General features: G+C 60.3%; 17 protein-coding genes. 7 read left to right on the top strand and 10 right to left on the bottom strand.

Features of this window, described 5'->3' with window-relative positions; translation table 11 throughout:
- Positions 1-157: 157 nt before the first annotated feature.
- Positions 158-1,150: an RNA polymerase sigma factor RpoS gene (gene rpoS / locus ACOI6Z_RS06135; RefSeq protein ID WP_002915106.1), complete on the top strand. Its 993-nt coding sequence runs from the start codon at positions 158-160 to the stop codon at positions 1,148-1,150.
- Positions 1,151-1,202: 52 nt separating this feature from the next.
- Here rpoS and ACOI6Z_RS06130 read toward each other — a convergent pair whose 3' ends face one another.
- Together ACOI6Z_RS06130 and ACOI6Z_RS06125 are read right to left on the bottom strand one after the other, a co-directional pair.
- A complete protein-coding gene (locus ACOI6Z_RS06130) occupies positions 1,203-1,580 on the bottom strand; it encodes a hypothetical protein (protein ID WP_032453902.1) in 378 nt (125 codons plus the stop codon).
- Positions 1,577-2,779: an MFS transporter gene (locus ACOI6Z_RS06125; RefSeq protein ID WP_065812345.1), complete on the bottom strand. Its 1,203-nt coding sequence runs from the start codon at positions 2,777-2,779 to the stop codon at positions 1,577-1,579. Before ACOI6Z_RS06125 ends, ACOI6Z_RS06130 begins: the two co-directional genes overlap by 4 nt.
- Positions 2,780-2,887: 108 nt before the next feature.
- On the opposite strand from ACOI6Z_RS06125, the gene ACOI6Z_RS06120 reads away from it, so the two are divergent.
- The gene (locus ACOI6Z_RS06120; RefSeq protein ID WP_065812344.1) at positions 2,888-3,775 is read left to right on the top strand and encodes a LysR family transcriptional regulator; all 888 of its coding nucleotides are present in this window, start codon (positions 2,888-2,890) and stop codon (positions 3,773-3,775) included.
- Positions 3,776-3,783: 8 nt separating this feature from the next.
- Here the strand turns inward: ACOI6Z_RS06120 and ACOI6Z_RS06115 are convergent, their stop codons facing one another.
- Positions 3,784-4,191 carry a MarR family winged helix-turn-helix transcriptional regulator gene (locus ACOI6Z_RS06115; protein WP_023290815.1) on the bottom strand — a complete coding sequence of 136 codons (408 nt, stop codon included), beginning with the start codon at positions 4,189-4,191 and terminating at the stop codon, positions 3,784-3,786.
- A gap of 172 nt (positions 4,192-4,363) precedes the next feature.
- On the opposite strand from ACOI6Z_RS06115, the gene ACOI6Z_RS06110 reads away from it, so the two are divergent.
- The 4 genes from ACOI6Z_RS06110 to ACOI6Z_RS06095 all read left to right on the top strand — a co-directional run bounded on the left by ACOI6Z_RS06110 (position 4,364) and on the right by ACOI6Z_RS06095 (position 7,214).
- The gene (locus ACOI6Z_RS06110; protein WP_023290814.1) at positions 4,364-4,957 is read left to right on the top strand and encodes a non-oxidative hydroxyarylic acid decarboxylases subunit B; all 594 of its coding nucleotides are present in this window, start codon (positions 4,364-4,366) and stop codon (positions 4,955-4,957) included.
- Entirely contained in the window at positions 4,957-6,384 is a 1,428-nt protein-coding gene (locus tag ACOI6Z_RS06105; protein WP_065812343.1) for a non-oxidative hydroxyarylic acid decarboxylases subunit C, read from the top strand. Before ACOI6Z_RS06110 ends, ACOI6Z_RS06105 begins: the two co-directional genes overlap by 1 nt.
- 10 nt (positions 6,385-6,394) lie before the next feature.
- Complete coding sequence (locus tag ACOI6Z_RS06100) at positions 6,395-6,631, top strand: non-oxidative hydroxyarylic acid decarboxylases subunit D (RefSeq protein WP_032453899.1); 237 nt, start codon at positions 6,395-6,397, stop codon at positions 6,629-6,631.
- A gap of 430 nt (positions 6,632-7,061) precedes the next feature.
- Complete coding sequence (locus ACOI6Z_RS06095) at positions 7,062-7,214, top strand: Hok/Gef family protein (protein ID WP_009651623.1); 153 nt, start codon at positions 7,062-7,064, stop codon at positions 7,212-7,214.
- A gap of 119 nt (positions 7,215-7,333) precedes the next feature.
- Here ACOI6Z_RS06095 and mutS read toward each other — a convergent pair whose 3' ends face one another.
- On the bottom strand, positions 7,334-9,895 hold the full coding sequence (gene mutS, locus ACOI6Z_RS06090) for a DNA mismatch repair protein MutS (RefSeq protein ID WP_043520744.1): 2,562 nt from the start codon (positions 9,893-9,895) through the stop codon (positions 7,334-7,336).
- Between the two features lie 296 nt (positions 9,896-10,191).
- Here mutS and ACOI6Z_RS06085 point away from each other — a divergent pair, with 296 nt between their 5' ends.
- Positions 10,192-10,359 (top strand): hypothetical protein, encoded by a 168-nt coding sequence (locus ACOI6Z_RS06085; RefSeq protein ID WP_162838135.1) that lies wholly within the window; start codon positions 10,192-10,194, stop codon positions 10,357-10,359.
- Here ACOI6Z_RS06085 and ACOI6Z_RS06080 read toward each other — a convergent pair.
- From ACOI6Z_RS06080 to ACOI6Z_RS06055, 6 genes are all read right to left on the bottom strand, one after another.
- The gene (locus ACOI6Z_RS06080) at positions 10,356-10,973 is read right to left on the bottom strand and encodes a Fic/DOC family protein (RefSeq protein WP_065812342.1); all 618 of its coding nucleotides are present in this window, start codon (positions 10,971-10,973) and stop codon (positions 10,356-10,358) included. The genes ACOI6Z_RS06085 and ACOI6Z_RS06080 overlap by 4 nt on opposite strands.
- Positions 10,974-11,088: 115 nt before the next feature.
- Positions 11,089-11,868: a heme ABC transporter ATP-binding protein gene (locus ACOI6Z_RS06075; protein WP_420687068.1), complete on the bottom strand. Its 780-nt coding sequence runs from the start codon at positions 11,866-11,868 to the stop codon at positions 11,089-11,091.
- Entirely contained in the window at positions 11,861-12,856 is a 996-nt protein-coding gene (locus ACOI6Z_RS06070; RefSeq protein ID WP_101992545.1) for a FecCD family ABC transporter permease, read from the bottom strand. The genes ACOI6Z_RS06075 and ACOI6Z_RS06070 overlap by 8 nt, the downstream gene beginning before the upstream one ends.
- A complete protein-coding gene (locus ACOI6Z_RS06065) occupies positions 12,856-13,674 on the bottom strand; it encodes a heme/hemin ABC transporter substrate-binding protein (protein WP_065812339.1) in 819 nt (272 codons plus the stop codon). Before ACOI6Z_RS06065 ends, ACOI6Z_RS06070 begins: the two co-directional genes overlap by 1 nt.
- Entirely contained in the window at positions 13,671-14,702 is a 1,032-nt protein-coding gene (locus ACOI6Z_RS06060) for a hemin-degrading factor (protein ID WP_065812338.1), read from the bottom strand. The genes ACOI6Z_RS06065 and ACOI6Z_RS06060 overlap by 4 nt, the downstream gene beginning before the upstream one ends.
- A gap of 70 nt (positions 14,703-14,772) precedes the next feature.
- Complete coding sequence (locus ACOI6Z_RS06055; RefSeq protein ID WP_065812337.1) at positions 14,773-17,136, bottom strand: TonB-dependent receptor domain-containing protein; 2,364 nt, start codon at positions 17,134-17,136, stop codon at positions 14,773-14,775.
- Positions 17,137-17,310 lie beyond the last annotated feature (174 nt).

Below are 17,310 nucleotides of genomic sequence, written 5' to 3'. Positions count from 1 at the left end.
TTGGCAAAGTACGGATAAGCGAAGCATTAGCTAACAGGCGCCAGGGCGGTGTCTATGCGCCTCTCGCTGAGAGGAGTAGGGGAAATCGTCCTGGCGTCTTTTGTTGATGCGCCGTGGAAGGTGCTTTGCTCAGGGATCACGGGTAGGAGCCACCTTTATGAGTCAGAATACGCTGAAAGTTCATGATTTAAATGAAGACGCGGAATTTGATGAGAACGGAATTGAGGTTTTCGACGAGAAGGCCTTAGTAGAAGAGGAACCCAGTGATAGCGATCTGGCTGAGGAAGAGCTGCTGTCGCAAGGCGCAACGCAACGCGTGCTTGACGCCACTCAGCTTTATCTTGGAGAGATTGGTTATTCCCCACTGCTGACCGCGGAAGAGGAAGTCTATTTCGCGCGTCGCGCACTGCGTGGTGATGTCGCTTCACGCCGTCGCATGATTGAAAGCAACCTGCGTCTGGTGGTGAAGATTGCCCGTCGTTACAGCAATCGTGGTCTGGCGCTGCTGGATCTGATTGAAGAAGGTAACCTCGGCCTGATCCGCGCCGTTGAGAAGTTTGACCCGGAACGTGGGTTCCGTTTTTCGACCTATGCGACCTGGTGGATCCGCCAGACTATTGAACGGGCGATCATGAACCAAACCCGTACGATCCGTTTGCCGATCCACATTGTCAAAGAGCTGAACGTCTATCTGCGTACCGCGCGCGAGTTGTCCCACAAGCTGGACCACGAGCCGAGCGCGGAAGAGATTGCCGAACAGCTGGACAAACCGGTCGATGACGTCAGCCGTATGCTGCGTCTGAACGAGCGCATCACCTCGGTGGATACCCCGCTGGGTGGCGATTCAGAAAAAGCGCTGCTGGATATTCTGGCCGATGAGAAAGAGAACGGCCCGGAAGACACCACGCAGGACGATGATATGAAACAAAGCATCGTTAAATGGCTGTTCGAACTGAACGCCAAGCAGCGTGAGGTTCTGGCGCGTCGTTTCGGTCTGCTGGGTTATGAAGCCGCCACCCTGGAAGATGTGGGCCGTGAAATTGGCCTCACTCGCGAGCGTGTGCGTCAGATCCAGGTGGAAGGTCTGCGTCGCCTGCGGGAAATTCTGCAGGGGCAAGGACTGAATATCGAAGCGCTCTTCCGCGAATAAGATCTTTTCTCTCAAAAAGGCCCCCTCGAAAGACGGGGCCTTTTTCTTTGCGCTAGCCGAGGCGGGTTTCCTGCAGATGGCGCCAGACAATTTTCCCTTCCGCTTGCTGAAAAATCGCCGTCGACCAGCGTACGTTCTCACTGCCATCAGCCAGCGTTTGGCGTTCACGGTACAGCACGGCGGCGCCGTCGTGCCACTCGCTGATGATTTTCGCCTGATCCACCACAATGTGTAATTCCGGACGGCTTGCGCCCGCCTGGTGGAAAAAACGGCTCACCGTCGGGTAGTCCATCTTCTCGCCGCTCAGAGGGATCATGGTGAATTCGGCGGCAAAACGGCTCATCAGCGCCTCAGCGCTTCCTTCCCCGTGGCTTAACCAGCGTTCGATAAGGACATGGGCGTCGACGACTTCCTGCAGATAAGGGTTCATGACTTCTCCAGAGTAGTGTGCAGGCGATGGATAATCGCCCGATTATTCAGCCGCAGGCAAAACAGCAGCGGCAACAGGGTTATGGCGGCGGCGCAGCTAAACGCGCCCTGCCAGGCGTAGGCCGGCGGGAATACCCTCAACAGCAGGGCGAGCAGCGCGCTGCCGGCAAAGAAGCTGAGCTGGCGGTTAAGGTTCCACAGCGCGCTGGCGTCAGGCATCTCTTCGCCAGGCGTATGCAGGAAAGCGCTGCTTTGCGCGGTGCTGCTGCATAAGCTGCCTCCGCCGCCCATCAGCGTAAAGGCCAGAATCAACAGCGCCAGCGGGCTGTGTGCATCGACCTGCAGCAGCAGCAGGATCCCCGCCGCCTGTAGCAGGCAGCCGACCATCACCAGCGGCCGCGGCCCGAAGCGGTTGAAATACCTGCCGGTAAAGGTGATGGCGGCAAATGAGGCCAGCGACCACGGCACCATCAGGGCGCCAGTGGCCCCCGGCGCCATCCCGGTGACGCGTTGCAGGTAGAACATTCCCACCACGTTGACGGCAATAAACATCCCCGGTACGCAGAGATAGATCAGCATGGCGAAGCGCAGGAGAGGATCGGCCAGCAATGACAGCGGGAGAAAGCGGGTCGGCCGGACGGGAGCGGGGCTGTTGTTTAGCCATCGCGCCGCCAGCATAAAGGTAAGCAGGGCGACAGGCAGGCTGGCGAAAAAGACCCAGCGCCAGCTGAACGCCTGGACGAGCAGACCCCCGATCGCCGGCGAGCAGGCGGGCGCCAGCAGGCCGACCAGCATCACCGCCGCCGACAGCTTCGCCCGCTCCTGCGGCTGAAACAGCGGCCACGTCAGCGCCTGGCCGAGGGGGATTAACAGCCCGCCGCCCATCCCCTGCAGCGTACGCCAGAAAATCAGATCACCCAGGCTATGGGCCAGCCCCGATGCCAGCGCGCCGAGGCTGAACAGCCCCAGCGAGAGTAAAAACAGCCGTTTTGGCCCACAGCGCTGGCTGAGCCAGGCGCTGAACGGTACGACGGCCGTCAGGCCAAGAATATAGGCATTGCTGACCCACGCCAGCTGCGAGACGGACACCGCCAGCTCGTGGCTGATAGCCGGGAAGGCAATGCTGGCGATAAACATATTGATTAGGTCGAGAAAAAAGCCGAACAGAAAAACGGTGGCAACGCGGTGGCGATAGGTCATGATTCACTCCCTCAGACAGGCGGCTACTGTAAACCCGGCGCCGCGGGGGATAAACGGGGCGAATCGGGATATACTGTCTGAATATTTTTGACAATCATCCGGACGACGATGCTAAACCTTCAGCGCGTGACCATGTTTATCGCCGTGGTGGACGCCGGCAGCTTTACCCAGGCCGCCGCGGCGCTGGGGCAGACCAAGGCGGTGGTCAGCTTTAACGTACGGCAACTGGAAAATGAGCTGGGGGTGACGCTGCTGCTGCGCTCGACGCGCCGTCTGCGGCTCACTGACGCCGGGGCGCTGTTCTATCAGCGTGGGGTGGCGCTGCTCAAAGCGGCGGAAAATCTGCAGGATGAGGTCCGGGCCAGCCATAGCGGTTTAAGCGGAGAGCTGCGGATCACCACCACGCCGGAGTATGGCGCGCAGGTCATCATCCCGGCGCTGGCGGCGTTTTCCCGTCATCATCCGGCGCTACGGGTGCGGCACGTCTCGTCCTCCCATCATGCGGATCTTATCTCCGAACGATTTGACGTGGCGATACGCCTCGGTACGCTGGCCGATTCCCGCTATCGGGCGACGCGGATAGCCAGTTTCGCGATCCTGCCCGTTGCCTCCCCGGCCTGGCTGGCGAGCCATCCGGTGCTGACGCTGTCCGATCTGGCGCAAGCTGACTGGGTTATTCACGAGCGTCTGCCGGCCCCGCTGCGCTGGCAGCTGCGAACGGATGAACAGGCAGAGGTGGATTTTACGATAGTCAACGCGCCACGGTTTTCAGCCGACAGCGCCACGGCGCTGATGAGCTTTGCTCTGGCCGGATGCGGCATCGCTTTGCTGCCAGCCTGGCTGGTGGCCGGTAAACTGGCGCAGCGGGAGCTGGTGGCTGTCCTGCCGGAATACCATTTCCCGCCGCAGGGAGTGTATGCCCTTTATCCCGATGCGCAGCATATGCCGACCCGGGTGCGGACGTTTATCGACTTCCTGCGCGAGCAGCTCGGCTAGGCGCTTGCTCAGGGAACCATCATTTTACGCACCAGCCGGGAGAACTGTTCGCGTTCATCATCGCTCAGGCGGCCAAGAAACTCGTCATCGACCTCATTGCCTTGCGGAATGGAACGGTTAAGCAGCGCCTCGCCTTCGTCGGTCAGATAGACAAAACGGCGGCGTTTATCGGCCGGATCGTGCTCCCGGCGCACCAGGCCGCGCGCTTCCATCCGGCTGAGCATCTCCGCCAGCGTGGCCTTCGTACTGACCGCCGCTTCAATCAGCACCACCTGTTCGATACCCGGTTGCTCCGCAACCGAGCGCATCACCGCATACTGAGGCTTAGTCAGGTCCGGTAACGCCTGCTGCCAGCGGGCGGTATGTTGTTGAAAAAGCTGGCGCAGCAGGTGGAATGCTTCGTTTCGTAACTCCATGGATACTCCGTAACAAAACTGTCACCTCTATGATAGCCGTTCGTACGCCTTTTTATACCTTTTCCCTGTTTGATTAAAAATGCGCACGTATACGAACGATCTTGTCATTCGGCTCAGAAGAGGGTAATTTAAGCACAAAGTTCGTGTACGAACAAATTGAATGAGGTCTGGAATGAAACTGATTGTTGGGATGACGGGGGCCACCGGGGCTCCGCTTGGGGTGGCATTACTGCAGGCGCTGCGCGATATGCCGGAGGTGGAAACCCATCTGGTGATGTCGAAGTGGGCCAAAACCACCATCGAGCTGGAAACGCCCTGGACGGCACGGGAAGTGGCCGCGCTGGCGGACTTTTCCCACAGCCCGGCCGACCAGGCCGCCACCATCTCATCAGGTTCATTTCGTACCGACGGCATGATCGTGATTCCCTGCAGTATGAAAACGCTGGCAGGCATTCGCGCAGGCTATGCCGAGGGGCTGGTGGGGCGTGCGGCGGACGTGGTGCTTAAAGAGGGGCGCAAGCTGGTGCTGGTCCCGCGGGAAATGCCGCTCAGCACGATCCATCTGGAGAACATGCTGGCGCTGTCCCGTATGGGCGTGGCGATGGTGCCGCCGATGCCGGCTTACTATAACCACCCGGAGACGGTTGACGATATCACCAACCACATTGTGACCCGGGTGCTGGATCAGTTTGGCCTCGACTATCACAAAGCGCGCCGCTGGAACGGCTTGCGCACGGCAGAACAATTAGCACAGGAGATCGAATAATGGCTTTTGATGATTTGCGCAGCTTTTTGCAGGCGCTGGATGACCAGGGACAACTGCTGAAAATCAGTGAGGAGGTGAACGCTGAGCCAGACCTGGCGGCGGCGGCCAATGCCACCGGACGCATCGGCGACGGCGCCCCGGCGCTGTGGTTCGATAATATTCGCGGCTTTACCGATGCCCGGGTGACGATGAACACCATCGGCTCGTGGCAGAACCATGCCATCTCGCTGGGCCTGCCGCCCAACACGCCGGTGAAAAAGCAGATTGATGAATTCATCCGCCGTTGGGATAACTTCCCGGTGACGCCAGAGCGCCGCGCCAACCCGGCATGGGCGGAAAACACCGTGGATGGCGATGATATCAACCTGTTCGATATTCTGCCGCTGTTCCGCCTCAACGATGGCGACGGCGGGTTCTACCTCGACAAAGCCTGTGTCGTTTCGCGCGATCCGCTTGACCCTGACAACTTCGGTAAGCAAAACGTCGGTATCTACCGTATGGAAGTGAAAGGCAAGCGCAAGCTCGGCCTGCAGCCGGTGCCGATGCACGATATCGCCCTGCATCTGCATAAAGCGGAAGAGCGCGGGGAAGACCTGCCGATCGCCATTACCCTCGGTAACGACCCGATTATCACCCTGATGGGCGCCACGCCGCTGAAATACGATCAGTCAGAATATGAAATGGCCGGCGCGCTGCGCGAGAGCCCGTATCCCATCGCCACCGCGCCGCTGACCGGCTTTGACGTGCCCTGGGGTTCGGAAGTGATCCTCGAAGGGGTGATTGAAGGCCGTAAGCGTGAGATAGAGGGGCCGTTCGGTGAGTTTACCGGCCACTACTCCGGCGGTCGTAACATGACGGTAGTGCGCATCGACAAAGTCTCGTATCGCAGCAAACTGATTTTTGAATCGCTCTATCTCGGTATGCCGTGGACCGAAATCGACTATCTGATGGGCCCGGCCACCTGCGTGCCGCTGTATCAGCAGCTGAAGGCAGAGTTCCCGGAAGTGCAGGCGGTCAACGCTATGTACACCCACGGTCTGCTGGCGATTATCTCCACCAAAAAACGCTACGGCGGTTTTGCCCGCGCGGTGGGTTTGCGGGCGATGACCACTCCCCACGGCCTCGGCTATGTGAAGATGGTGATCATGGTTGATGAAGACGTTGACCCGTTCAACCTGCCGCAGGTGATGTGGGCGCTCTCCTCGAAGGTTAACCCGGCGGGAGACCTGGTGCAGTTGCCGAACATGTCGGTCCTTGAACTTGACCCAGGCTCCAGCCCGGCGGGCATCACCGACAAGCTAATTATCGACGCCACCACCCCGGTTGCGCCGGACCTTCGCGGCCACTACAGCCAGCCGGTGCAGGATCTGCCGGAAACCAAAGCCTGGGCTGAAAAACTGACCGCTATGCTGGCCAACCGTAAATAAGGAGAAGAAGATGATTTGTCCACGTTGCGCCGATGAAAAGATTGACGTCATGGCGAAATCGCCGGTGAAAGGAGTCTGGACGGTGTATCAGTGCCAGCACTGTCTGTATACCTGGCGGGATACCGAGCCGCTGCGCCGCACCAGCCGTGAGCACTATCCCGAAGCGTTCCGGATGACGCAGAAAGATATTGATGAAGCGCCGCAGGTGCCGCACGTCCCGCCGCTATTGTCGGAAGATAAGCGTTAATGAAAAGAGCCCGCTAAGGGCTTATCCTGTTAAGGTTATTTTACCTGCCATTTTAAAATTGGGTCGTGCGCAAACTGCCTGCGACCATCACGCCGACTGGGATAATCTCTCCGTCGGCTTTTTTATATTTCGCAAAATGATAAAAGTTATTTACTCATTAAATCCAGAAATTATGTAAAGGGGTAATATAATGGGGCGACTTTGCGAGTCGGCTTCCAGATTAATATAAAATCCGTCTGATTAATTCCTTGCAGATAAATTTCACGCCATGACGAGTATAGAATAGCGGCGGGTGCTTGAGGCTGTCTGGCCTTGAGCAAGACCAGGCCCCAGACAGACGAAAGCCCCAGGAGATATTTCTATCAACTGAGGCTGACGGATGAACCTGAACAATTCAGATGTTAGTCTCTTCTTTGCAGGGAGGCAAGACATGCTAACAAAATATGCCCTTGTGGCAATCGTCGTACTGTGTATTACGGTACTGGGATTTACGCTTTTGGTGCGCAGCTCGCTGTGCGAACTCAGTATTAAAGAGCGTAGTATGGAGTTTAAAGCTGTTCTCGCTTACGAATCGAAGAAATAGCATCCGCGCGGGGGAAACCCCGCGTATTGGTTGTCAGGACGCATCCTCTTGCACCCATTTTGCATTTGTTAAAACGGCAGCACCGCAGGGCGCTGCCGTTTTTTCACGTTAAAAGAGACCTACACCAGGCTCTTCAGGCGATAGATCCACTCCAGCGCCTGACGCGGGGTCAGGGAGTCCGGATCAAGATTCTCCAGCGCCTCAACCGCAGGCGAGGTCTCTTCCGGAGCGGCGAGCAGCGACATCTGCGTGCCGTCGACCTGGGTCGCCGCCGCGTTGGGCGAGATACTCTCCAGCTCGCGCAGTTTCTGCCGCGCGCGCTTGATCACCTCTTTCGGCACCCCGGCCAGCGCGGCGACCGCCAGGCCGTAGCTCTTGCTGGCCGCGCCATCCTGCACGCTGTGCATAAAGGCGATGGTGTCGCCATGCTCCAGCGCGTCGAGATGGACGTTGGCGACGCCTTCCATTTTCTCCGGCAGCTGAGTGAGCTCGAAGTAGTGGGTGGCGAACAGCGTCAGCGCCTTGATTTTGTTGGCCAGATTTTCCGCACAGGCCCATGCCAGCGACAGACCGTCGTAGGTGGACGTGCCGCGGCCAATCTCATCCATCAGCACCAGGCTGTGTTCGGTGGCGTTGTGCAGGATATTGGCGGTTTCAGTCATCTCCACCATAAAGGTCGAGCGGCCGCTGGCCAGGTCATCCGCCGCGCCGACGCGGGTAAAGATGCGATCGATGGGGCCTATCTCCACCTTCTGCGCCGGGACGTAGCTGCCGATATAGGCCAGCAGCGCAATCAGCGCGGTCTGGCGCATATAGGTACTTTTACCGCCCATGTTCGGCCCGGTGATGATCAGCATCCGCCGCTGCGGCGCCAGCTGCAGCGGGTTGGCGATAAACGGCTCTTTCAGCACCTGCTCGACCACCGGATGGCGGCCTTCGCTGATGCGAATGCCCGGCTTATCGCTAAAGGTCGGGCAGCAGTAGTTGAGGGTTTCCGCGCGTTCCGCCAGGTTGACCAGCACGTCCAGCTCGGCCAGCGCGCTGGCGCTCGCCTGCAGGTCGGCAAGGTGCGGCAGCAGCAGGTCGAACAGTTCGTCATAAAGCTGCTTTTCCAGCGCCAGCGCTTTGCCCTTGGAGGTCAGCACCTTATCTTCGTATTCCTTCAGCTCAGGAATAATATAGCGTTCGGCGTTTTTCAGCGTCTGGCGACGCACGTAGTGGATCGGCGCGAGGTGGCTCTGGCCGCGGCTGATCTGGATGTAGTAGCCGTGGACGGCGTTGTAGCCGACCTTCAGGGTGTCGAGGCCCAGCCGCTCGCGCTCGCGGATCTCCAGCTTATCGAGATAATCGGTGGCGCCATCGGCCAGCGCCCGCCACTCGTCCAGCTCTGCGCTGTAGCCTGGAGCGATGACCCCGCCGTCGCGGACCAGCACCGGCGGGGCGTCGATCACCGCGCGCTCCAGCAGTTCGCGCAGTTCGCTAAACTCGCCCATTTTTTCGCGCAATTTTTGCACCGGCTGACTGTCAACGTCAGCCAGCTGCTCGCGCAGCAGGGGCAACTGCTGCAGGGCATGACGCATGCGGGCTAAATCGCGTGGACGGGCGGTACGCAGCGCCAGACGCGCCAGAATACGTTCCAAATCACCAACCTGGCGCAGCACCGGCTGCAGCTCGGTATAGCGCTCCTGCAGCGCGCCGATGGTCTGCTGGCGCTCCACCAGTACGGCGGTATCGCGGACCGGCATATGCAGCCAGCGCTTGAGCATCCGGCTGCCCATCGGCGTCACCGTACAGTCGAGTACCGAGGCCAGAGTGTTATCGGTGCCGCCGGCGAGATTCTGGGTGATCTCGAGGTTACGGCGGGTGGCGGCATCCATAATGATGCTGTCCTGCTGGCGCTCCATGGTGATGGAGCGAATATGCGGCAGCGAGGTGCGCTGGGTGTCTTTGACATACTGCAGGAGGCAGCCGGCGGCGCACAGGCCGCGGGGGGCGTTTTCCACGCCGAAGCCGACCAGATCGCGGGTGCCGAACTGCAGGTTAAGCTGCTGGCGCGCGGTGTCGATTTCAAATTCCCACAGCGGGCGACGGCGCAGACCGCGGCGGCCTTCGATCAGCGACGATTCGGCAAAATCTTCCGCGTACAGCAGCTCCGCCGGATTAGTACGCTGCAGCTCTGCCGCCATGGTTTCGCGGTCGGCCGGTTCGCTCAGGCGGAAGCGGCCGGAGCTGATGTCCAGCGTCGCGTAGCCAAAGCCTTTGCTGTCCTGCCAGATGGCGGCCAGCAGGTTGTCCTGACGCTCCTGCAGCAGCGCTTCATCGCTGATGGTGCCCGGCGTGACGATACGCACCACTTTACGCTCGACCGGCCCTTTGGTGGTGGCCGGGTCGCCTATCTGCTCGCAAATAGCTACCGACTCGCCCTGATTAACCAGTTTCGCAAGATAGTTTTCCACCGCGTGGTGGGGGATGCCGGCCATGGGAATGGGTTCGCCCGCGGAGGCGCCGCGTTTGGTCAGCGAGATATCGAGCAGCTGCGACGCGCGTTTCGCATCGTCATAAAACAGCTCGTAAAAATCCCCCATCCGGTAAAACAGCAGAATGTCAGGATGTTGCGCCTTCAGCTTGAGATACTGCTGCATCATCGGCGTGTGGGCGTCGAGATTGTCAATTGTGCTCATGGGGTGTTATCCAGATCCCTGATTTGAAATGGCTGCGATTTTGTTGTTTTCGTCGTTATCACATGGATGAGACATGATAACGGAGATGGGCAGGCGAGGGAAACTGACGAACGCGCGCGGCGCGATCCGGATTCCAGTTGCAGAGGGGGATGAGTCATCACAAGCCAGCATCAGGATGTGCAGTTACCGGTTCAAAAAAGCCCTATCCGATATTTCCCTGGATAAGCCTTAACGGCAGCAGTTAGCAACGATCCTTGATATACTGAAACCATCAGGTGAATGAAAAGGGAGATGCCATGAGTCACAACAAAAAAGATCAGGCCACATACGCCAGACCTTCCCGCGCTGACATCGTTCGTTCTGTTGCGACATCAACCGCGGTCGAGACAGGGCAACCCTCAGCCAGAGTTGAAGAGAGTCTTGAAGCCGCGCGCAAAAAATATGCGCATCTTCGTCTTGCCTAATCCCTTCTTAAGGCCATGCTGACCCAGTGTTTCATCGGTCGATAGTCCAGAGTCAAACCTGTATGGATAGCCGATATATACTGGGTTTTGTTTTGTTCCCAGCTTTGATAATTCAGCGGTTTATAGCCAGCCTGCACCGCCATCACATCAGCTAATAATCGTGATAAACGCCCGTTACCCTCTCTGAATGGATGGATGAGGATCAATTCAACATGTGTGACTGCGATAGCTTCTGTGAGCTGCAATTCACTCATACCTGAACAAGGCGTATAATGAGCAAGGTATTTCTTATCAAAATCGTTTAGCAGTTTAGCCAGCTGTGCTGAAGGGGCGAACATAAAATCGCCTTTACTGATATTGACCGTTCTTTCCTGGCCTGCCCATGCATAGATATTGCCTAACCAGCGATAATGCCACTTTTTCAGGATGTTGACGCTGAGCAATCCGGTTGGAAAGTGTTCCTCAAAAACCGAGCGATAAAGTTGTTCCAGCAGTACCAGTTCTACGCTATCCATCTCATTTGCGTCAGCGATCCCGAGTTTATTAGCCAAAACCCGTTCACCTGAATTTTTCTCATACTGGCCTTCGCTGCCAGCAACTGTGTATCGGCTCATGGGGACCCTCAAAAGGGAACGCTGATAGATATGAAAGTATAATGCTCATCAGCTTTTGCGGTGTAATACCGAACGCGCGCGGCGCGATCCGGATTCCAGTTGCGCCGCGCGGGGGTTACGGCGCCAGATAGACCTGGGGGGCCGCGTTGTCCGGATGCTGGCCGAGGCGGACATCCGCCCCGTACCAGCGATGGATAACCGACTGCTGGATCACCTCCTGCGGCGTCCCCTGGGCGACCAGGCGGCCCTGGTGTAGCAGCAGGATGCGGTCGGCCCACAGGGCGGCGAGGTTAAGGTCATGCAGCACCACGCACACGTGCAGTTGCCCGCCGGCGGTGAGCCGTTTGAGCAAGCGCAGCAGATGCTGTTGATAGTAAAGGTCCAGCGCCGAGGTGGGCTCATCGAGAAACAGCCAGCCCTGCGGCGCGCCGTCGCGCCACAGCTGCGCCAGACAGCGGGCGAGCTGCACCCGCTGCTGCTCGCCGCCGGAGAGGCCGGGATAGCGGCGGCCGGCAAGGTCATCGCAGCCGGTGACGGCCATTACCGCCGCCAGCTCCGCCGGGTCCGCGGTCGGGCACCACGGCGAGCGCCCCATGGCGATGACCGTTTCCACCGTCCAGTCGGCCTGCAGGGCCGTACGCTGTAGCATGACCGCCCGCCGGCGCGCCAGCGCCTCGGGTGACCACGCCTCCAGCGGCGTGCCCGCCAGACGGCGGGTGCCGCTATCCGGGGTCAGGTACCCGGTCAGCAGCCGCAGCAGGGTGGATTTGCCCGCGCCGTTCGGCCCGATAAGCGCCGTCATCTCGCCGCCGCGCAGCGCGACGGAGATGTTGTCGATAATCTGCCGCTGGCCGAGGCGAAGCGCCAGCCCCTGCGCGCAATATTCATTAGCCATGTTTGGGGTTCTCCCGACGAAAGACCAGCCACAGAAACCAGGGGGCGCCCAGCAGGCTGGTGAGCAGACCGACCGGCATCTCCGCCGGCGCCGCCACGGTGCGGGCCAGGGTGTCGGCCAGCAGAAGCAGGATCGCGCCGGCCAGCAGCGAGCCGGGGATCAGCCCGCGATGGTCCGGCCCCAGCCACAGGCGCATCAGGTGCGGCACCACCAGGCCAATAAAGCCGATGACGCCGCTGATGGCCACCGCCGCGGCCACCAGCACCGCGCTGCACAGCAGCAGCCAGCGCTGCAGCGCCCGCACGTTGACCCCAAGATAGTGCGCTTCTTCATCGCCGAGCTGCAGCAAATTCAGGCGGGAGGCCATCCACCACACCGCCAGCGCCGCCGGGATGATCAGGGTCGCAGCCACCAACAGGGTCGGCCACTCGGCCTGGCCCAGACTGCCCATGCCCCACAGCGACAGCTGGCGCAGCTGGGCGTCGTTGCTCAGCCAGGCCAGCACGCCGACCAGCGCCCCGCACAGCGCGTTGATGGCGATCCCCACCAGCAGCAGGCGCGACAGCGACCCCTCCTCCGCCCGGCTGAGGATAAAAATCACCACCATCACCGCCAGGCTGCCGATAAACGCCGCCAGCATCGGCATATACAGGGCGATCAGCCCCGTTGCGGAGAGCGGGAGCACCAGCCAGCAGGCCACCGCCAGCGCGGCGCCGCTGCTGATGCCCAGCAGGCCCGGGTCGGCAAGCGGGTTGCGAAACAACCCCTGCATCACGCAGCCGGAGAGGGCCAGCGCCGCGCCTACCAGCAGGGCCAGCAGCACCCGCGGCAGACGGATGGTCAGCCAGATGTGGCGCAGCATCTCATCCCCGGCGGGCAGCAGGCTGGCCAGCGGCAAACGCATCGCGCCAAGGGTGGTGGCGAAAAGCGTCAGCAGGACCAGCAGCAGCGTCATCAACAGCAAACGGCGGGCGAGGGCAGGGCGCATCAGGGCAGATGCTCCGCTTTTTCACGCAGCGCGATTATCGCCTGCGGGGTGCGCGGCCCGAAGCCGAGCAGGGCCATATCGTCGATCGTCAGCAGCTGTTTATGACGCCCCGCCGGGGTCTGCGCCAGGCCGGGCAGTTTCCACAGCCCGGCTTCGCCGCCCATCCCTTTGAGACCATCGGCGGAGATCACCACCAGATCCGCCTGGCTGGCGGCCACCCCCTCCTGCGACATCGCCCGATAGTGGTCGAAGCCCTGCATCGCGTTCTGCAGCCCGGCGGCGCGAATGGCGCCATCGGCCGCGGTGCGTTGCCCGGCTACCAGGGTATTCATTCCGCCGTGGCTGAGAATAAACAGCACCCGCTTAGCAACCGGCTGCGTTGGAATGGCGGCGATCTGTTGCTGAAGCTGCTGGCGCAGCGCGTCGCCCGCCGGGGTTTTGCCTAACGCTTCGGCAATGACGGCCACTTTGCTATCGATCGCGGCCAGGCTTTCGCCGCCCGGCACGTTAACCACCTTCACGCCGCTCGCCTGCACCTTGTGTAAGACCAGCGAGGGCTGCGTCTGGGCGCTCGCTAGCACCAGCTGCGGACGTAATGCGAGGATCCCCTCGGCGTTCAGCTGCCGCAGGTAGCCGACATCCGGCAGCTTTTGCGCCGCCGGGGGCCAGCTGCTGGTGCTGTCCCGGGCGACCAGGCTCTGTTGCGCGCCAAGGGCATAGACGATCTCAGTGACATCGCCGCCGAGGGTGACGAGCCGCTCCACGGCGGCGTGGCTCAGCAGCGGGAAGGCGATGAGAAGCAGTAACCAGCGCATCATGCGGGCAGTCCTTCGCGGGTCAGACGATCCACCTGCTGGCGCCATTGCGCCTGCTCGGGGTGGCCCTCGCTGCGCTGGCCATAGAGCTGGGCGATCTGGGTGCCGTCTTTGGCGAACAGCTCGACGCTGGTGACGTGTCCGTCTGAGGTCGGCTTGCGGGTCACCCACACTTCATCGAGGCTCTCTTCACGCAGATGCAGGGTAAAGGTGGGATTGAAGATATTCAGCCAGCCGCGCATCGGCGCCAGCTTTTCCAGGGCGCCGGTGAAGATCTGCACGCAGCCGCGATTGCCGACGAAGATCATGATGTCATTGCCCTCCTGGCGCACCGTCTCCAGTAACGCTGGCAGCGCATGGCGATCAACGCGGCAGGCGAGGTCGTCGCTCACCAGGCGGAAGGCCTGCTGGCGGGAAAGCTGATATTTACGCAGCAGACCGAAGAACTGGTGTACGTCGGTCATCGCGCGCCAGTCGTTCTCCAGGGCGGCGCCGTCGGCGCTCTCGGCATATTTCACCGGCTCCAGCGGGCGCAGGGCCAGCGGCGCCGGGGCCGCCACCCGATGTTCTGCGATCAGGGTGTCCCAGGCCGCCATGTCGGTCTGCGTGGTCGCATAGACTTTCAGCAGGGCGTCGCCGTGGTGGTCGAAAAACTGAATGCTCTGGCGACCGTTATCGTTCAGATGGAAGGCGCTGGCCCACTGGCTGAGGAACAGACGCAGGTCGAGCGCGCGCGGGTTGAGCACCAGCCCGGCGTGGCCGCTGAGGTGCTGGTGCGTGAACTGGCCGACCTGCTCATGCACGGCATACTCGTTGCGACAGATGCATTTGGTTTCACCGACGCGCTCAAGGGCGGCAATCAGCGCCCGGGCGTCATCGATCAGGCGCACGGCATCGTGACCGAGGCGGGCGGCGGTCAGCTCGGCTTCGCTGATCCCCATTTCCGCAGCGATATCGCGGGCATATTTCGCGGTGCTGGACGCTTTGGTGGCCTGGTAGCGCTGCCACAGATCGGGGTGGGCATTGGGCATAATCATATCCTTCTCAATGTTCAATATCCCCGGCCGGCGGGCCGGGGCAGGTGAGTTGTTCTTCGGGCAATCAGAAGTCGACGTTGACCCCAAGCTGCCAGGTGCGGCCCGGCATCACCGCCAGCGCTTTATCATTGGCGTCCTGGCTGGTGCCGGTCTCGATATTGCGGCTACTCAGGTAATCCCAGTATTTACGATCGGTGAGGTTGTAGACCCCGCCATTGAGGCGCACGTTTTTCGCCACCTGCCAGTACGCGGTCCAGTCCAGCATGCCGTAGCCCGGCACGCGCATATAGTCGCTGCTGGCATCGGCGATGGCGGACCCGCTATTGCTGTAGCTTTCGCGGTTAGTGGCGGTCGCCTGTTTCCCCTTGACGAAGGTCGCCGTCAGGGCGGTGCCGTAGCGTTTCGCCGGATCGTCCCACGCCACGCCGACGATAGCTTTCATCGGCGCTACGCTGTCGAGGTCGACGTATTTATCGCCGCTGTAGCTGGATTTCGATTTCCCTTCGCTATAGCCGAAGGCGAGGGTGGCGCTCAGGCCGTTCACCTGCTCAAACCAGGTGCCAAAGTTAAATTTGGTGCTGATCTCACCGCCGTAGATATAGGCTTTATCGCGGTTTTCCGCCTGATAAATGGTGTAGATATTCGACGGCACGTTAGTGAACTGGCCCGGATTATTCGCCCGGGTATAGCGGGTATAGGCGATAAAGTTCTTATAGCTGTTGTAGAACAGCGCTGTGCGCAGGGTGATGCCTTCGGTAACTTCCCCCTTCAGCCCCCACTCGAGATTATCGCTGGTTTCCGTCTTCAGATCGGTATTGCCGATCAGGGCATACTGCTGGCTGCCGGCGTAGCTGGACCCAAGGTTCCAGGATCCATACAGCTGACTGGCGTTGGGGAACTGCGCGCCGCGCTGGTACTGCAGGTAGGTCATCAGGCGCGGCGTGAGGTCGTACTGGAAGGTCAACGACGGCAGAACCTGGGTATCGCTGTTTTTACCGTACAGATTCGCCACCGACGATTCGGTCAGCGCGCTGCTGTTGGCGGCAAGGTCGGACAGATTTTCCGGCTTCGTCGATTGATGCACCACGCGCACGCCGGGAATGATGGCGAAGTTGTGGCTATCAAGGTCGAAGTTGATCTTATCCTGGACGAAGCCGCCGAGAGTGTAGCTGCGGCTGTCCGCCTCCGGCTGCATGATCTCGCTGTAAACGCTGGGGATCGGCGACTGGCTGAACGGCCGCTGGGTTTTGCTGGTGCTGGCGTTGAAGCCGGCGCTCAGATCGTGGCGGCCCAGGGTTTTCGCCAGCGCGGTCTGCAGGCCCCAGGTGTCGGTGTCGTAGTTGGAGTTCACCGTCTGCATTCTGCGGGTGACGCTATCCGGCATATACGTCCAGTCATGGGCTTCGGTATGCTGGTAATAGATTTTACTGGAGACGCTGTCGAGGTAGTCATTCATCGGCGTCCAGTCATCCTTCAGGCTCAGGCCCCAGCGTCGGGTCTGGCTGGTCTGGTTGGCGGTGCCGATGGTGCTGTTGCCGCTGGAGTCCCAGGTATCGTAGTGGGTGTGGTTGGTTTTGTGGTAATAGTCGAAGGTGCTGGTTAGCTTGTGCTCGTCGTTGGGCTGCCAGATCCCGGAGGCCAGAAAGGCATCGGAGTGCCAGTTCGCCGGGTAGGCGTCGACGGTGCCGCTGTTATTTTCGGTTTCCTGGCCGTCGCGGCGGCTGTAGACCAAAATGCCGCGCAGGAACTCATCGCCGCCGGCGACGGTCACCCCGTTGTGCCAGCTGCGATCCGCGGAGTCGTAGCCGCTGCGATAGCCGAAGGCGCTGGTTTTGCCCGGGCGCAGGTAATCATCCGCCGATTTCGGGCGGAAGGAGACATTCCCTCCGATGGCGCTGTTGGCCGTTTCCGTCGAGGTGGCGCCGGACTGGATATCCACGCTGCCGTACATATACGGGTCGATATAATCGCGGCCGATGCCGAAGGTATTGAGCCCCGAGCGGCCGACGTAGCCGCGGCCGGTGGCGTTGGGCTGGGCGATACCGTCCACGTCGATACCGACGCGGTTGCTCTCCATGCCGCGAATGTTGTAGCCGGTGTAGCCCCCGCGGTCGAAGCCGCTTTTGCCGTTGCCAGAGCCGCCGCTGGCCCCGGTGGCGCTGATGAGCGGTTCATAGCGCATGATCGAGCCGAAATCGTTAGCGCCTTTGTCCTCCAGCTCCCGGGCGCTGATGCTGTGCTCGTTACCGGCTTTTTGCGCCGGCGCGGGAGCGGTGACGGTCATTTGTTCCGAGGTGTCATCCACCGCCTCGCCGCCGATGGCGGAAGTGCCTGCTGCGACGGCAGAAGTTTGATAAATTGCTGCAAGCAAAGAGGTCACCAGCAGGCGTTTTTTACACCCTGCTGCTGACGGAGTCGATTTGTACATAGTCGCCACGCCTTGATCGTTATTAGTATCGGCTCACGCGTTACTTCCAGAGTTGCAGGTTGCTCCGTCTTTTCCGTTGCGGATAGGGTCTTACTCCATTTGTTGATTGCGAATGGTAATGATAGGTATTATCGTTTGCAACAAAATATTCATGTATTCCTCATTTAAACTGCA

The organism is Klebsiella sp. C239 (assembly GCF_048822715.1).
Taxonomy (GTDB): domain Bacteria; phylum Pseudomonadota; class Gammaproteobacteria; order Enterobacterales; family Enterobacteriaceae; genus Klebsiella; species Klebsiella quasipneumoniae.
Note: the sequence above shows the minus strand (reverse complement) of the source record. Positions and strands in the feature narration are given on the sequence as shown.

Bases quoted from the DNA above. Each gene is read 5' to 3' on its own strand.
- rpoS (WP_002915106.1), top strand. From the start codon at position 158: ATGAGTCAGAATACGCTGAAAGTTCATGATTTAAATGAAGACGCGGAA.
- ACOI6Z_RS06130 (WP_032453902.1), bottom strand. From the start codon at position 1,580: ATGAACCCTTATCTGCAGGAAGTCGTCGACGCCCATGTCCTTATCGAA.
- ACOI6Z_RS06125 (WP_065812345.1), bottom strand. From the start codon at position 2,779: ATGACCTATCGCCACCGCGTTGCCACCGTTTTTCTGTTCGGCTTTTTT.
- ACOI6Z_RS06120 (WP_065812344.1), top strand. From the start codon at position 2,888: ATGCTAAACCTTCAGCGCGTGACCATGTTTATCGCCGTGGTGGACGCC.
- ACOI6Z_RS06115 (WP_023290815.1), bottom strand. From the start codon at position 4,191: ATGGAGTTACGAAACGAAGCATTCCACCTGCTGCGCCAGCTTTTTCAA.
- ACOI6Z_RS06110 (WP_023290814.1), top strand. From the start codon at position 4,364: ATGAAACTGATTGTTGGGATGACGGGGGCCACCGGGGCTCCGCTTGGG.
- ACOI6Z_RS06105 (WP_065812343.1), top strand. From the start codon at position 4,957: ATGGCTTTTGATGATTTGCGCAGCTTTTTGCAGGCGCTGGATGACCAG.
- ACOI6Z_RS06100 (WP_032453899.1), top strand. From the start codon at position 6,395: ATGATTTGTCCACGTTGCGCCGATGAAAAGATTGACGTCATGGCGAAA.
- ACOI6Z_RS06095 (WP_009651623.1), top strand. From the start codon at position 7,062: ATGCTAACAAAATATGCCCTTGTGGCAATCGTCGTACTGTGTATTACG.
- mutS (WP_043520744.1), bottom strand. From the start codon at position 9,895: ATGAGCACAATTGACAATCTCGACGCCCACACGCCGATGATGCAGCAG.
- ACOI6Z_RS06085 (WP_162838135.1), top strand. From the start codon at position 10,192: ATGAGTCACAACAAAAAAGATCAGGCCACATACGCCAGACCTTCCCGC.
- ACOI6Z_RS06080 (WP_065812342.1), bottom strand. From the start codon at position 10,973: ATGAGCCGATACACAGTTGCTGGCAGCGAAGGCCAGTATGAGAAAAAT.
- ACOI6Z_RS06075 (WP_420687068.1), bottom strand. From the start codon at position 11,868: ATGGCTAATGAATATTGCGCGCAGGGGCTGGCGCTTCGCCTCGGCCAG.
- ACOI6Z_RS06070 (WP_101992545.1), bottom strand. From the start codon at position 12,856: ATGCGCCCTGCCCTCGCCCGCCGTTTGCTGTTGATGACGCTGCTGCTG.
- ACOI6Z_RS06065 (WP_065812339.1), bottom strand. From the start codon at position 13,674: ATGATGCGCTGGTTACTGCTTCTCATCGCCTTCCCGCTGCTGAGCCAC.
- ACOI6Z_RS06060 (WP_065812338.1), bottom strand. From the start codon at position 14,702: ATGCCCAATGCCCACCCCGATCTGTGGCAGCGCTACCAGGCCACCAAA.
- ACOI6Z_RS06055 (WP_065812337.1), bottom strand. From the start codon at position 17,136: ATGTACAAATCGACTCCGTCAGCAGCAGGGTGTAAAAAACGCCTGCTG.